Here is a 14,898-nt window from a genome sequence, read left to right on the forward strand (position 1 = left end):
GGGTAGGTTGCCTGCCGGCGGAACGAGAACGATATCCGAGGTGTATGTGCAGATCCGGGCGAAGACGACACGCAGGTCCCTGCTCGAAGCGGCAGCAGCCCTGTTCGACGAAAAGGGCTACGCCGGTACCAGCATCAGCGACATCAGCGCGCATTCCGGCCGCACCAGCGGTGCCATCTACTTCCACTACGCCAGCAAGGAGAAGCTCGCCCTCGCCGTCGTCGAGGAGCATTTCGCCACCTGGCCGCATTTGATCAGCCGGCACCAGCAGCCGGGGCTGCCCGCGCTGGAGAAACTCGTCGCGCTGAGTTTCGAGGTGGCCCGGGCCTTCCGTGACGACATCGTCGTACGGGCCGGAGCCCGCCTCTGGGCCGAGCGCAAGGCCATCGACGCCCAGCTCCCCGCGCCGTTCCTCGGCTGGATCGAGGCGGTCACCCAGCTGCTCGAAGAGGCCGGCCGCAACGGTGAACTCGCGCCCGGTGTGCCGCCCGCCACCACCGCCCACGGCATCGTCTGCGCCTTCTTCGGCCTGCACACCGTCTCCGACGCCCTGGACGGACGCCGGAACATCGAGGAGCACCTCGACGACCTGTGGCATCTGCTGCTCCGCGGTCTGCAGGCCGCGCCGGATCCGGACGCGCTGCTCGCCCGGGTGCGCCGGCCGCGCCACGAGAGCCGGCAGTCCCCCGGGCCGGCCTAGGGGGTGTGGTCGGGGTCGTCGGCGGCGGCCATTGCCCGGCCGGGGGGCCGGGGGTAAGGGTGGGCGCATGACTGATCATTGGCTTGCCGATTCGGAACCCCGGCACCAGGCGTTCTACCGGAGCCTGGGCGACGGCCGCTACGAGAGCAGCCCGGCCACCGCGGGGCCGTGGAGTGCGAAGTCCCAGCACGCCGGTCCGCCCTCCGCCCTGCTGGGCAGGGAGATGGAGCGCCACGCCGCCCGGCCGGGCTTCCGTATCGCCCGCATCACGCTGGAGCTGCCCCGCCCGGTGCCCGTCGGTGATCTGCGGGTGGCGGTGCGCACGGTCCACTCCGGTGGGCGGACCGAGCTGCTCGAGGGTGAACTCACCGCGGACGGAAAGACGGTGATGCTGGCGCGTGCCTGGCGGATGGCCGCAGGCCCGGCCGACACGCCGCGGCTCCGGCCCGAGCCCGAGCCGCCGTCGCTCCCGCGACCGCAGGCGCCACAGACCATGTCCGGCGCCTATCTGGACGGCTATGTCTCCGCCATGGAATGGCGGTTCGAGGAGGGGAAGGGCTTCGACACACCGGGTCCCGGCATGGTGTGGGCCCGCCAGCGCATTCCGCTGGTGGCCGGCGAACCGGACACCCCCCTGACCCGGGCCCTCACTCTGGCCGACAGCAGTTGGGCGGTCGCCTTCGAACTCGACCACCGTGCACAGTTCGTCATCAACACCGATGTGACGCTGTCGTTGCACCGCGAGCCGGTGGGCGAGTGGCTGTGCATGCGGTCGTCGACCGCGGCCAGCCCCGAGGGTTCGGCGCTGGCACTCGGGCAACTCGACGACGTGTCCGGCGACTGCGGTCGCATTCTCCAGACCCTGCTGGTCGCCGAGCTCTGAGCGCGGAAGGTGCGTTGCGGCCGTAAGACCCTGCTGGTCAGCGGGGTCCGGCCGGCAGGTAGCCTGCACCGGTCATTTCGCGTTGCCCTTCGTCCGGGCAGTCAACCATGGGGGAATTCAGGCATGTCCGCGCCGCCGCCCTATCCGAATCAGCCGCAGCAGCCGTACGGATATCCGCAGCAACAGCAGCAGCCGTACGGCTACCCGCAGCAGCAACAGCCGCAGCAGCCGTATGGGTATCCGCAGCAGCCCCAGGGACCGCAGGGACGGCAGCGGCCGCAGCCGCAGAGGAGCCCGCTGCGGGGGCTGATCACCGCCGTCATCGTCCTGGCGGTCTTCGGGGGCGGCGCCTGGTACGTGTGGGACTACAACACCAACCCTCATGGCGGCAAGGCCAAGAAGGAAGCCGCACAGGCGGCGCGTGCCGAGGAGAACAAGAAGTACAACCCGCAGGTCGGAGACTGCGTCAAGGTCCACGACCCGCAGGGCGAGCCGGTCGCCGAGATCGTCGACTGCGGCTCGCCCGAGGCGCAGTACAAGACCGCCGACCGGCTGATCGGCGCCGACGCGCGGTGCGGACCGAAGTTCGACTACGGCATTCACGTCTCGATCCGCCACAGCAGCAACTACACGCTGTGCTTCACCAAGGTCTGAGCACCACCGGGGCCTGACCCTCGGGTCCCCGCCGGCCGTCGCCCGAAGTCAGGGGTGACGGCCGGTGTCATGCGTACTCGCTCTACCGGTTCAACTCCCGTGCGGAACGGCTTCATCGAGGGGTGCGGTAAGAGACAGCCGGCGCACCCCCGGAAGGTGGCCGTCGAGTTCGCCCGGCTCGAAGCGGCACATGCCCACCGCGTGCCAGAACTCGCCCGCGATGTCGCCCTCGTACTTGTAGCCGCCCGAGGGCGAGAGCGCGGCCCAGCCGCCCGGCACACCGATCAAGGTGGCCCGCAGCGACGGTTCGCCCCGCGCGGGGACGGTCCACAGCCGCACCGTGCCGTCCTCGCCGCCGCTGGCGAGCAGCGAGCCGTCCGGGCTGAAGGCGGTCGAGAGGATCCTCCCCGTGTGCCCGGTCAGTTGGCCGGTCTCCTGCCCGTCGCGGGCGTCCCACAGCCGTACGGTCCGGTCGTCCCCGGCCGTGGCCAGCAGGGGGCGGCTCGGGTGCGCGGCGGCGGTCCACAGCCGGCCGGAGTGTCCGCGGAGGCGGTGCCGCGGCCTGCCGTCGGCCCAGATGATCGCTTCGCCGTCCCAGGACGCGCTGGCCAGCCAGGCGTCGCCGGGGCCGAACGCCACGGTGTACACCCGGTCGCGGTGGGCGTCGAGTTCGAGGGTGAGGCGGCTGTCCCGGATGTCCCACACGCGGACGCAGCGGTCGTCGCAGCCGGTCACCAGCCGGGTGCCGTCGGCGCTGAACGCGATCGACCGCACCCGGCCCCGGTGCTGGGCGAGCGTTGTCACATGGGTGCCCGTGCTGCGGTACCACAGCCGCACCGTGTCGTCGTCGTTGGCGGTGGCGAGCAGCTCGCCGTCGCTGCTGAACGCCTCGGCCCACACATGGTCGGTCTCGGCGTCGATCGCGCGCTGGTACTCCCCCGTGGCGGCGTTCCAGAGGTAGACGTCGCCGTCGTTGCTGGAGGTGCCGAGGAGGGCTCCGCCGGCTCCGGTGGGGCTGAAGACGGCCGACACCAGGCGGCCGCTGTGGCCGCTGAGTTCCCGCAGGCGGCGGCCGGTCTCCGGTTCCCACAGCCGGACGACACCGTCGTTGCTGCTGGCCGCCAGATGCGAACCGTCCGCGCTGAAGGCCAGGGTGCCGATCCGGCGGCCATGGCCGCGCAGGATGCGGCGGCCCTGTCCGCTGGCGGTGTCCCACAGCCGGACCATGCCGTCGTTGCCCGCCGTCACCAGCAGCGGGCCGGACTCGGCGCCGCTGAGGCCGCCGCGCGGGCGGAACCGGCAGGTCCAGACGGATCCGCGGTGGTCGGCGGGCTGCTGGCGCAGGGGGGACACCGACCAGCCGGCGGCCGCGCGGGCGCCGCTGCCGTCGGTCCCGGCGCCGTCCGCCTGTACCCGCCACAGCCGGACGGCGCCGTCGCTGTCGCCGGCCGCCAGCAGCGTGCCGTCCGTGTCGAACACCACCTGGTAGACGGCGCCGCTGCCCCGGCCGGGCTGCCCGGCGGGGGTGCCGGTCACCGGGTCCCACAGCCGTACCTGTCCGTCGGTGTCGCCGCTGGCCAGCAGGGTGCCGCTCGGGTGGAAGTCCAGGGTGTAGACGCGGCCGGTGTGGCCGGTGAAGGCGTGCCGCAGCCGTCCGGACGCCACGTCCCAGACCCGTACCGTGCCGCCCTGCTCGCCGCCGCGGTCGCCGGTGGCCAGCAGCGTCCCGTCCGGGCTGAACTGCGTCCGGTTGCAGATGCCTTCGTGTCCGGGCAGTTCGGTGGTCAGGCGGCCGGTGCGGGTGCCCCACAGCCGGACGCCGGCGGCCGCGTCGCCGGTGACGAGGGTGCGTCCGTCGGGGCTGAACACCGCGGTGTAGACAGGTGCGGTGTGCCCGAGCAGCTCGTGGCGCCGGGTGCCGGTGGCCACGTCCCAGAGGGTGACGGTGCCCTCCGCGTCACCGGTGGCGAGGAGCGTACCGTCCGGGTCGAGGGAGACGGGCCACACCCCGCTGGGGTGGATGTCCAGGCGGTGCAGGCAGGCCCCGGAGACGGCGTCCCACAGCCGGACGGTGCCGTCCGCCCCGCCGGTGGCGAGCAGGTCCTGGCGGAACTTCACCGCGTAGACGCGGCCGACGTGGCCCTGGAGGGTGCGCAGGGCCGTACCGGTGGCGGCGTCGCACACCAGGACCCCGCCGTCCTCGCTGCCCACCGCGAGCAGTTCGCCGTCGGTGCTGTACGAGACCGGCTCGGGCAGCCGGACGGACTGCATGCCGAACCCGTAGGGGACGCCGACCGCGGACGGCCGGAAGCCCGCGTCGACGGGCATGCCGGGGGCGAGGGCGGCGGAGCGCAGTTCGGGGCGGCGCAGGGTCTCCTCGTCGGTGGTCGCGTCGATCAGCGCGGCGCGGTTCCAGCGGCTGCCCCCGGTCCGGATGCCGCGGAGGTCGGCGCGGATCAGCCGGGCCCGGCGCAGGTCGGCGCCGCGCAGGTCGGCGTCGGTGAGGTCGGCGTCGTCCAGCCGGGCGCCGACGAGGCGGGCCTCGCGCAGGACGGCTCCGGAGAGGTTGGCGCCGACCAGCTGGGTGTCGGTGAGGTCGGCGCGGGTGAGGTCGACGCCGGAGAAGTCGCGGTGCGAGAGGTCCTCGCCGGCGAGGGCGGCGCCGCGCAGGTCGGTGTGGGCGGGCACCCGGAGCCGGGCGAGGACCTTGACCGCGTTGGCGCGGGCGACCTCGTCGGCCTGTCCGCGCCGTCGCCCGTCTCCTGCGCCGTCCTCGTCCGGGACGTCCAGGACGCTCTCGGCCCACTCCTGGCAGGTGCGGTGGTCGGCGAGGTCGCAGAGGAACTCGACGGTGAGCTGGCTCAGCGGGCGGCGCGCCAGCAGCTCGTGCTCGCCGCGGGCGAGCCGCGTCGCCGCCTCGCGGGCCACCAGCCACTCCACGATGGAGCTGTGAATGAACTGGAACAGCCCCTCGTCGCTGCGCACCAGCAGGCTGCCGGAACCGATGGCGTGGGCGGCCTCCCGGGCGGAGAGCCGGATGTCCGCCAGGCCCGTCAACGTCCCGGCGACATCGGTGAGTTCGTCGAGGCTCAGGGTGCTCTGGCCACTGGACCACAGCCGCAGCGCGAGCGTGGTGACGGCGTCCCAGCGCTGGTCGAGATTCATCCCCGGGGCCGCGCCGACGCCGCCCTGGCCGCGGTGCTCCTCGTACTGCAGCCAGGAGGTGAGCACCTCCTCGTAGAGGCCGGCGGCGCTGAGGGCGCGTCCGGCTCCGGCGACGGCGCGCAGCCGGTCGTGGTCGAGGTCGGCGACGAAGCTGAGCAGGCGCGGGTTGCGGCACAGCGCCAGCAGGTCGGGGATGCCTTCGAGGAGGCGCACCCGGCGGTCGGCGGCCTGGTCGTCGCCGTAGCGGTTGGCCAGGTAGGTGCGGATCTGCTGGGGGGTGAACTCCTGGAGGGCGAGGACGCGGCGCTGTGGGAGCAGTCCGACGCGCTCGCCGAGGGCGGTGAGCACCTGCGCCTGGGACTTGAAGTGCTGGTTGCGGCTGCTGACGACGACCTTGGCGTTGTCCACGACGGCGTCCAGGAGGACCTGCAGCCGGTCGGTGGCCCGTTCGTAGCTGACCCGGTTCGCCAGTTCGTCGAAGCCGTCGAAGAGCAGGACGATCCGGCCCTGCTGGAACATGTAGCGGAAGGCGCGGAGGTTGACGGAGTCGACGCCGTGGTTGGCCAGGTGGGCGGCGACGAGGCCGTCCAGCGAGTACGCCCGGTCGAGGGTGTTCAGCTCGATGAACAGCGGGATGAGATGCGGCATCTCCTCGGGGATGCGGCGGGCGAGCTCGCGCAGCGCGAACGTCTTGCCGTGCCCGAAGTCCCCCAGGAGCAGCAGGAACCGGCCGTGGTCGGCCTCCAGGAGCCGCAGCATGTCGTCGACGAGTCCGTGGCGCTCCTCGCCGCCGGGGCGTTCGACCTCCCGGTAGCTCTGCGGGAGGTAGAGGTCCGGGCGGTAGCGCTGGTCGGTGCGCAGCCGCTCGGTCTGGGCGGCAACGTAGTCGCGCAGGTCCAGCAGTCCCTGGAACTCGGTGAAACTGCGGATGCGGACGCCGCGCCGGCGGGCCCGCTCGCGCAGTTCGCGGGCCGGCGCGGGCCCGTCGTGGACGAGTTCGGCGTCGGGCTCGGTGTCGGAGGCGTGGACGTGGTCGAGGAAGGCGTCGATGTGCTCGGCGGAGGGGGTGCCGTGGCACACCCCCACCCGCTGTTGCCGGACGAAGCCGGACTCGTTCCAGGTGACCAGGAGTTGCGGCGGGCTGCCCGCGATACGGCGCAGCTGGGCGCCGTCGTGGCGGGTGCGGCAGACCTCGGCGACCCGGGCCACCAGCTCGTCGAGCGGGTCGTCGAGGGCGCGGGCCTCCGGCCCGGGTTCCTGCTCGGGCACGCCGGGCCCCGCGGTCTCCGGCGTGCCGTCCCCGGGCGGGCCGCTCTCGGCGTCGGGCTGCCGGCGCGGCGGCCCGAAGACGCGGTGGGCGCGCCGCCAGTCGGCCTCGATGTGCTCGGGTTCTCCCTCGGGCCGCTCCCGCCAGCGGGTCAGGCCGTCGCGGGTGATGCGCAGCAGTTGGTGGCGGGCGGGCCCGGCCGCGCCGTAGACGGGCAGTTCGCCGGCGGTGAGGGGGAGGGACGGGGTGGCGGTGGGTGCCCCGGAGGCGGAGCGCCGGTCCCCGGTGGGGCCGTGCAGGAGGAGGTGCAGCCGGGGAGCGGTGAGGCGGGCGAGGGCGGCGGTGTCCCGGAGCGGGCCGGGGCCGTGCGCGGAGCCGGTGCGGCCGTCGTCCTCGACGACCGGGTGCCGCAGGGCGCCGAGGCGCAGCCAGCCCTCCTGCTCGTACGGGCGCAGGGCCTGGGCGAACCAGGCGGCCTGCTCGGGTCCGAGCCAGCCGTACTGGTCGTCGGGCCGGTGGCTGTACGCCATGGAGGAGTTGAGGCCGGCGATGACCGTGCGCAGTTCGGGGACGGGGAAGAGGCTCCAGGGCTGGTCGCTGTCGAAGACGACGTCGAGGCCCTGGTAGAGCTCGTGGAAGAGCCGGGCGTAGTGGCGCCACTTGGGCCAGTAGGGCGGCCGGGGCTGCATCTCGTCGGCTTCGCAGGTGTTGAAGTACGCGCGGCAGGCGGCCTGGCTGACGTCCTGGCCGCCGGGCACCACGGCGAGGCGGTGCGGTTCGAGGCCGAGCAGGGAGCGCAGGCCGGTGAGGAAGCTGAGGGCCTGGTCGGTTTCGCGGGGGCTGCCCGAGGCGGTGAGGTCGCCGGTGACGACGAGGAGGTCGGGGGCGGGCGCGCCGGCGTCGGTGAGTTCGACGAGGTCGCCCCAGATGGCCGCCTGGAGCGCGGCCGGGTCCTGGCCGCGGCCGAAGGCGGGCCCGGCGAGGTGCAGCACGGTGACGGCCTCCCGGGCGTGCTGCGCGCCGGGCTCCTGGGGGTACTGCGGCGGGACGGCGGGACGGCGGCGCCCTGCCCAGCCGGGGCGGCCGAGCGGCCTGCCGTCCCCGGACTGCGGCCGCGGGATGCCGGCCGGGACGGCGGGGCCGGTGGCCGGGCCGCCGGGGTAGCCGGGGCGGCTGGTGGGCCGGGCCCGCCCGTCGAGCGCCTGGCCGACACGGGTGAGCAGCATCTCGCGGGCGGCGGCGGTGTCGGTGACGCCGACCAGGTCGACGTAGGTGATGGTGGCGAGCAGTCCCTCGACGGGGATGTCCTCGACGCGGACGGTCAGCAGTCTGCGTTCCGGGGCGTCGGGGTCGGCGCGCAGCGCGGCCTGCCACTCCATGCGTCCGTAGCGGGAGCGTTCGTAGTTGCTGGAGAGCACCGCGATGACGGCGGCGGATTCACTGACGCCGCGGTCCATGAAGTCCACGAAGTTGGTGCCCGGGACGAAGTCCCAGGCCTGGACCACCGTCCGGTAGCCCGCCTCCTCCAGCGTCCAGGCGATCCATGAGGCCCATCGCTCGTCCGCCGGTGAGTAACTGATGAAGAAGTCCAATGGGCCGGTTTCCGGGCGGGTTTCCGGTTCTCCGAATTCCTGGCGAGCCACCATGCCCGCCATCCTATGATCCGTCGTCAACCGGCTGTACAGCGTTTACTCTTTTCCGTGTGCGCGCCATACAACGCCTGCATCCCCTGGACTGGCTGGCCGGAGGGCTGCTCGCCTGCGGTCTGCTGTGTCTGGCCACGGGGCTGCTTCCCACGGAGTCCGCCGGCCAGGCGATGATCCGGATCGGTCCTCTCCTCGCCTTCCTCGGCACGGTCATCGTGCTGGCCGAGCTCACCAGCGAGGCGGAGGTCTTCGACGTCGTCGCCTCGGGGGTGGCCCGCGCCGGGCGGGGCGGCTACGGCAGGCTGTTCGTGCTGTGCGTGGCGTTCGCCTCGGTCACCACCATCACCCTCAACCTCGACACCACGGCGGTACTGCTCACCCCCGTGATGCTGGCGCTCGCGTCCCGGGTGGGGATCGCCACGGTGCCGCTGGCGATGACGACGGTGTGGCTGGCCAATACCGCCAGTGTGCTGCTGCCGGTCTCCAACCTCACGAACCTGCTGGCCGCGAACCGTGTGGCGCTGCGGCCCACGGAGATGGCCGCCACCATGTGGGCCCCCCAACTCGCGGCCATCGCCGTGACGATGGGCTGCCTGTGGGTGTTCTTCTGGCGCCGCGGACGGCGCGGGGCGGAGTCCTACACTCCGCCCGCCCCGCACCGTCCCGGGGACCCGGTGCTGTTCCGGGTGTGCGCCGTGGTCTGTGCGGGATTCCTGATCGCCATGCTGGTCGCCGATGTGCCGCTGTGGTCGGCGTCCGCGGTGGCGGCGGCGGTCGTGGTGGTGGTGTTCGCCGTCCGCCGCCCGGCCAGCCTGCGGCTGTCGCTGGTGCCGTGGCGGCTGCTCGTCATGGTGCCGGGCCTGTTCCTGGTGGTGGAGACGGTCAACGCCAACGGGCTGCACGAACTGCTGACGTCGGCGATAGGGGGCGACGGCGGCGCACTCGGCATGTTCCGGGCCTCGGCGGTCGGCGCCGGCCTGTCGAACGTCCTCAACAACCTGCCCGTCTACCTCGCGGGCGAGTCGGCCGTACCCCTGGGCAACCACCAGCAGCTGCTGGCCCTGCTCATCGGCACCAACGTGGGCCCGGTGGTGACCCCCTGGGCGTCCCTGGCCACCCTCCTGTGGTTCGAGCGCTGCCATGCGCAGGGCGTACGGGTACCGCTGCGCAGCTTCATGGCCACGGGCGCCGTCCTCGCCACGGGCGCGGTGGCGGCTTCCACGGCGGCACTGGTGGCTACGAGGTAGCGGGGCCCGGGACTTGGCCGGCCGGTGATGTGAGCCGGAGGGCGGTCGAGCAGGCCGGGCAGGAACCCATCCCCTTGCCTCCCCATCGGACGCCGGCTCAGCGTCGATGTCCTCGTCCACCTCTCGGCGCCAGGCCACGAGCCGCTCGTCCTCGGGTATGTCCTGGGAGCCTGTCTCCAGGTGTTCTCCCTCTAGGGCACGTGGTCGAGGGCCTCGCTCCGCCTGACGAGGTCGAGCAGGTACGGCATGTCCTGCGGCCGTCCGGCCACGAAGCTGCGGTCGGTGTCGGGCCCGTCGATGGAGCCCTGGAACGCGCCGCCGTCCAAGGAGCGGATCTCCAGCCCGGCCTCCGCCGCGAGCAGTGCGCCGGCCGGGAAGTCGATGGCCTCGGCGCGGTAGCCGACGAAGCCGTCGATGTCGCCACGGGCGAGCATCGACCAGGTCAGCAGCGGCGCCCACAACTGCAGCAGGCGGCGGGAGCGGATCTCCAGCGCTGATTTGAGCGTGCGCGCGGCCGGATCGTCGCGGGCGACGGCATGGCCCTGGGTCCAGGCGAGCAGCGGCCCGGAGGCGGCGAGCGGGCCCGACGGGCCGGTCATCCGCCCGTGCGGACCGTACGCGCCGCAGCCGGTCAGGGCCGACCAGGTCCGGTCGGTGACGGGGTCGTGGATGGCGCCGACCACCGGTTCGTCGTCCACGCACAGGGCGACGCCGACGACGTAGGCGGGCAGGCCGATGACGACGTTGTTGCTCCCGTCGAGCGGGTCGACCAGCCAGGTCCTGCGCGGCCCGGCCGCGGTCGCGTCGTCGCCGTCGCCGTCGAGGGTGCCCGACTCCTCGGCCACGATCCGGTCGTGCGGATAGTTCTCGCGGATGCGCTGGACGACGAGCCGCTCGGCCAGCAGATCGAGGTCGGTGACGACATCGCCCTCGTCGCCCTTCGGCTGGATGTCGTACTCGTCCTGGAAGCGCGCGCGGACCAGCGCGCCGGCCTCCCGCACCGTGGCCACGGCCAGCCGCTGTTCGGCCGCGAACCGCGCCGACGCGAACGCCTCCGGCGCGAACGGCCCCGCGGGGAAGGGCCCTGGAGCGTCCTGCGGGCCCGCTGGCTCATTCCGGGTGATGCCCATGGATCCTCCTGAGGGCGGACCGCGCCGTCCGGGCGGTCTGCGCGGCGTCGCATGTGTGTCGTACCACCCGGTGCCCCGTGCCATTCACGGGTCCGAGGGACAGGTCGGTGTGCCGGGGCAGCGAACGGCCGAGCACGAGGGTGGCCGCGGCGCTCCCCTTCGGGACGACGGTGCTGTGGAACGCCCCGGCCGGCAGCCGGTAGACCTGCCCGCGGGCGCTGGTCTCCTCGGGCCCGGGCTCGCAGCGGACCAGCCGCGAAGTCGGCCGGATCTCGTCCACCCCGGACGGGCTGCTGTCCACCTGGAAGACACGGTGGGTGGGCTGCACGGCGTCCTGGCTCACGCGGGACCGTAGGTTTCCGACCTCGCCGTAGAGCACGAAACTGGTCAGCTCCCAGCTGTGGCAGTGCACGGGTGAGGTGGTCAGCTCGACGGGGTCGCTCGCGCCGGGCTCGAAGACATGCACACAGACGCCTTCGTCCCCGTCGCGCAACACCGGCAGGCAGAAGAAGCCGAGCGGGTGGTGTATCGCCCGCAGTTCACTGCGCCCGGACGTGACGTCCTCCAGCGCGGCAGCGGCCGCCCCGAAGAGCACAGCCGTGCCGTTGCCCTGCCCGATGGTGCGTTCCAACATGCGGTAATCCATGGGACGTCGCCCGGGGCGGCTCACCTGACCTCCCGGAGGATGCTGCGGGCCTGGGGCCGCGCGGGGCGTAAGAGCCTGGAGGCGGCGTCCGCGCCGGAGTAGGGATCACGGCCCCGTGCCCCGCGAAGACCGCCCCGGCCCGCGGGTGCCGCTGCTTGCTGAACCTGCGGCGGACGTGCGGAACGACGTCGCGCCATGCCTGTGGAGCTGGTGTCAGTCGGCAAGGGTCCTCCCTGTCCGCGGCCGGCCGTGAAGCAGGACACCCGGAGCGGCCTCAACTCCGGTACGGGTTCTCCGCATGCAGCGCCTTTTCGACGATCTCGGCGACGTCCGTGTCGGTGACGGTGGAGGGAAGCGCGAGATCCAGCCTCTCGAAGAGCTGGCGCGCTTCGTCGACCGTGGGCTCGTCGCTGAGCGGCGGCGCGCGGTGCAGGTCGAGGGCGATCGCCTGTTCGCGGGCCTGGTGCAGCTCGGTGAGGTAGTAGTCGTACAGCGGACGCCCGCGGTCCACCAGGAGGTTGACCCGGCGCAGGTCGTCCTGCGTGATGATCAGGCACGAGTCGGTCAGGTCGAACCGGAGGGTGGGGACCACGGAGGACAGGTGGACGTCGATCTCCAGGACGTCCAGCCGCTGCTTGTGCCAGCAGGCGGCCAGGACGGTGGCGTACGACTCCTTGCGGGTGCGCTCGGCGCTCCAGGTCCGCCGCTGTGTCGTGTCCGCCTGCCCGCCGTCGAAGGTCCGCCGGAAACGGGCGTACGCCTCGCAGGCCTGGGCGTCCGACGGGTTGACGATGTCGATCTTCATCGTGAGGGAGCGGCGCTGCTCCTGTGCCTTCCGTACGCACTCGGGGAGCGTGACGGCGCGGAGATACGTGCCGGTGCCGCCCTTGAACACCCAGCGGTCGGTGTTCTGACGGGCCTCGTCCAGAGCACGCCGGACCTCGGTTCCGGACAGCGACCGCACCATGGCGAGGTCTTCCAGCGCCTTCTGCGTCCCCGTCGTCGCCTCCCGGATGTCGGCGACCCGGCGCCGCCGCTCGGTGAGCGACCCGAAGACCAAGGCGGCCAGCACCAGCAGGGTCGCACCGGAGGTGACGTTGTCGGAGACGGCATCGCTGAAGATGTCCATCAGGCCGACGACCAGGGCGCCGGATATGGCCACGACCCCGTCGAAGTGCCTGATGACCCAGGCCACGGCGGCCTCGATCCGGTTCGTCGACGACCGTCCAGGCACCTGTCCTGAAGGTGTGTTTCTGCGCGCCACGTGGCCCAACTCCTCCCCCGGGTACAGCAATCGTAGGAGGTGAACGGTACGGCCCGCCAGCGATTGTGATCATCGAGGGGGGCATCTGCGCCATCGACGGAGGCGGCAGGGCGGCAGGGCGGCAGAACCGATGCGGTCCCCTCCGGTTCATGTTCCGGAGGGGACCGCGTCGGTTTCGGGTCGGGCGTTATCGCGATTCGTGGAGCACCATGGCCGAACCGCCGCCTCGGCGCTTGGGTTCGGCCACCGCCGTGACCTTGCCCCGCGGAAGGAATTCCAGGGCGGCCACCGCCCCGATCTCCGGCGAGGGAGTGAACGCCTTCGGGGCGAGGACGAACCGGTGGCCCATGGCCTCCAGCTTCTTGCGTTCGGGCGAGTCGAGGAAGGCCGGTTCGGCTTCCGTCTCCGTCTGGTTCCGCTGCGAGAGACGCGGTGCGGCGACCGCCGCCGGCAGCGACATACCGAGGTCCAGGCGGTTGACCAGGGTCTGCAGCACCGTGGTGATGATCGTGGCGCCGCCCGGGGAGCCGACGGCCATCATCGGCTTGCCGTCCCGCAGGACGATCGTCGGCGACATGCTGCTGCGCGGACGCTTGCCGGGGCCCGGCAGGTTCGGGTCCGGCGTCCCCTTGGTGAGCGGGGCGAAGTCGAAGTCGGTCAGCTCATTGTTGAGGAGGAATCCGCGTCCGGGCACGGTGATCGCCGAGCCGCCGGTCTGCTCGATCGTGAGGGTGTAGGAGACGACGTTGCCCCAGCGGTCCGAAGCCACCAGATGCGTGGTGGAAGGCCCTTCGTGCGGCTGCTTGTTGCCGGTCTTCAGGTCGCATCCCGCGTCCGGATGGCGCGGGTCGGCGGGAGCCAGCGGGCTGGTCAGCGCCTTGTCCGAACGGATCCGGCAGGCCCGGGCCTTGCCGAACTCCTTGGAGAGCAGCTGCTTGGTGGGCACGTCGGAGAATGCGGGGTCGCCCACCCAGCGGTTGCGGTCGGCGAAGGAGATCCGGCTGGCCTCCAGGTAGTGGTGCAGCGCCTGGGTCTTGTCCTTCTCGGAGAGGTGGAAGTTGCCCAGGATGTTGAGCGCCTCCCCCACCGTGGTGCCACCGGCCGAGGACGGTCCCATGGAGTAGACGTCCAGACCGTGGTAGGTGGTCCGGGTCGGATCCCTGCGCTTGGCGGTGTAGTCGGCGAGATCGGCCGCCTTCATGAGGCCGGGGCGGGCCTTGTGCCGGGCGCCCGCGGCCATCGGCGGCTTCTGGACGGTCCGCACCACATCGCGGCCCACGTCACCGTGGTAGAGCGCGTCGACGCCCTTTTGGGCGAGCAGTCGGTAGGTGCGGGCGAGATCGGGATTGCGGAAGCGCGAGCCGACCACCGGGAGCTTGCCCTTGGGCAGGAACAGGTCGGTGGTGGACGTGAAGTCGCGGAAACGCTTCTCGTTCATGGCCGTCTGGGCCCGGAACTCGTCGTTGACCACGAAGCCGTCGTCCGCGATCCGGGTGGCCGGGCGCAGGGCCTTCGCCAGGGAGACCGTGCCCCAGTCCTTGAGCGCCTTCTGCCAGGTCGCGGGCGTGCCCGGGACACCGACCGACAGCCCCGAGTTGATCGCGTCCTCGGTGGGCAGCGGCTTGCCCGAACTGTCGAGGAAGGAGTCCTTGCGCATGCCGCGCGGGGCGGTCTCCCGGCCGTCGAGGGTGTGGACCTTCTTCGTCTTGGCGTCGTAGAAGACCATGTAGCCGCCTCCCCCCACGCCTGCCGAGTAGGGCTCGACCACGCCGAGCGCGGAGGCGGTCGCCACGGCCGCGTCCACCGCGTTGCCTCCCTTGCGCAGCACCTCGAGCCCCGCCCGGGAGGCGTACGGGTTGACGCTGGAGACCGCGCCACCGCTGCCGGTGGCCACGGCCTTCTTCGCGGGCGGCCGCTCCTTGGTGACGGCGGCCGAGGGGGCGCTGTTGATCTGGCACGAAGTGGCCAGCAGGGAAAGACTGAGCGCTGCCGCTGACGCGGCGACGACAGCGGCACGACGGACAGCCATAGGGCCTCCACGACTTCACTGTGTTGCTTGCGAGGGATTCCGGAAACCCTGGCACCGCTCGCCCGGTGGATCAACGCTGAGCTGCAAGGTTTGTGCGAGATCTGAGGTTTCCCCCCAGTAACCCGCCGGGGAGGGAGCGACGGCCCCGGGCCACCGGCACCAAAGGCGGCCGACGACGAAAGTCCCCGGCTGGACGGGGGAGGCCAGCCGGGGACTAAGGGTCGTGTGCCCCGCGCATCGAAGCCGAAACGCGCCGGCGCGAACGAT

Annotated in this window: 9 protein-coding genes; 4 read left to right on the plus strand and 5 right to left on the minus strand. The window is 72.4% G+C overall.

What is annotated here, in order from left to right; translation table 11 throughout:
• Positions 1-40: 40 nt before the first annotated feature.
• The 3 genes from K7396_RS00460 to K7396_RS00470 all read left to right on the plus strand — a co-directional run bounded on the left by K7396_RS00460 (position 41) and on the right by K7396_RS00470 (position 2,237).
• Positions 41-700 (plus strand): ScbR family autoregulator-binding transcription factor, encoded by a 660-nt coding sequence (locus tag K7396_RS00460; protein WP_086718116.1) that lies wholly within the window; start codon positions 41-43, stop codon positions 698-700.
• Positions 701-767: 67 nt separating this feature from the next.
• Entirely contained in the window at positions 768-1,583 is an 816-nt protein-coding gene (locus K7396_RS00465) for a thioesterase family protein (RefSeq protein ID WP_152104254.1), read from the plus strand.
• A 123-nt stretch (positions 1,584-1,706) separates the two neighbouring features.
• Positions 1,707-2,237 (plus strand): LppU/SCO3897 family protein, encoded by a 531-nt coding sequence (locus K7396_RS00470; protein WP_086718952.1) that lies wholly within the window; start codon positions 1,707-1,709, stop codon positions 2,235-2,237.
• Between the two features lie 90 nt (positions 2,238-2,327).
• On the opposite strand, the gene K7396_RS00475 is transcribed toward K7396_RS00470, so the two are convergent.
• The gene (locus K7396_RS00475) at positions 2,328-8,315 is read right to left on the minus strand and encodes a WD40 domain-containing protein (protein ID WP_086718953.1); all 5,988 of its coding nucleotides are present in this window, start codon (positions 8,313-8,315) and stop codon (positions 2,328-2,330) included.
• Between the two features lie 56 nt (positions 8,316-8,371).
• Between K7396_RS00475 and K7396_RS00480 the strand changes: the two genes are divergently transcribed.
• Positions 8,372-9,562: an SLC13 family permease gene (locus K7396_RS00480; protein WP_223659515.1), complete on the plus strand. Its 1,191-nt coding sequence runs from the start codon at positions 8,372-8,374 to the stop codon at positions 9,560-9,562.
• A gap of 191 nt (positions 9,563-9,753) precedes the next feature.
• Here the strand turns inward: K7396_RS00480 and K7396_RS00485 are convergent, their stop codons facing one another.
• From K7396_RS00485 to ggt, 4 genes are all read right to left on the minus strand, one after another.
• A complete protein-coding gene (locus K7396_RS00485; RefSeq protein WP_086718955.1) occupies positions 9,754-10,692 on the minus strand; it encodes an inositol monophosphatase family protein in 939 nt (312 codons plus the stop codon).
• On the minus strand, positions 10,673-11,326 hold the full coding sequence (locus K7396_RS00490; RefSeq protein WP_086718956.1) for a hypothetical protein: 654 nt from the start codon (positions 11,324-11,326) through the stop codon (positions 10,673-10,675). The genes K7396_RS00485 and K7396_RS00490 overlap by 20 nt, the downstream gene beginning before the upstream one ends.
• Before the next feature lie 286 nt (positions 11,327-11,612).
• On the minus strand, positions 11,613-12,572 hold the full coding sequence (locus K7396_RS00495) for a hypothetical protein (RefSeq protein ID WP_223659516.1): 960 nt from the start codon (positions 12,570-12,572) through the stop codon (positions 11,613-11,615).
• Positions 12,573-12,789: 217 nt separating this feature from the next.
• On the minus strand, positions 12,790-14,631 hold the full coding sequence (ggt, locus tag K7396_RS00500; RefSeq protein ID WP_086718957.1) for a gamma-glutamyltransferase: 1,842 nt from the start codon (positions 14,629-14,631) through the stop codon (positions 12,790-12,792).
• Between the last annotated feature and the right edge of the window lie 267 nt (positions 14,632-14,898).

Origin of the sequence: Streptomyces angustmyceticus, assembly GCF_019933235.1 — a bacterium.
In the GTDB taxonomy this organism is placed as follows: Bacteria; Actinomycetota; Actinomycetes; order Streptomycetales; family Streptomycetaceae; genus Streptomyces; species Streptomyces angustmyceticus.

Coding starts and splice junctions, on each gene's coding strand:
- K7396_RS00485 (WP_086718955.1), bottom strand. CDS start 10,692: ATGGGCATCACCCGGAATGAGCCAGCGGGCCCGCAGGACGCTCCAGGG.
- K7396_RS00470 (WP_086718952.1), top strand. CDS start 1,707: ATGTCCGCGCCGCCGCCCTATCCGAATCAGCCGCAGCAGCCGTACGGA.
- K7396_RS00475 (WP_086718953.1), bottom strand. CDS start 8,315: ATGGTGGCTCGCCAGGAATTCGGAGAACCGGAAACCCGCCCGGAAACC.
- K7396_RS00465 (WP_152104254.1), top strand. CDS start 768: ATGACTGATCATTGGCTTGCCGATTCGGAACCCCGGCACCAGGCGTTC.
- K7396_RS00490 (WP_086718956.1), bottom strand. CDS start 11,326: ATGTTGGAACGCACCATCGGGCAGGGCAACGGCACGGCTGTGCTCTTC.
- ggt (WP_086718957.1), bottom strand. CDS start 14,631: ATGGCTGTCCGTCGTGCCGCTGTCGTCGCCGCGTCAGCGGCAGCGCTC.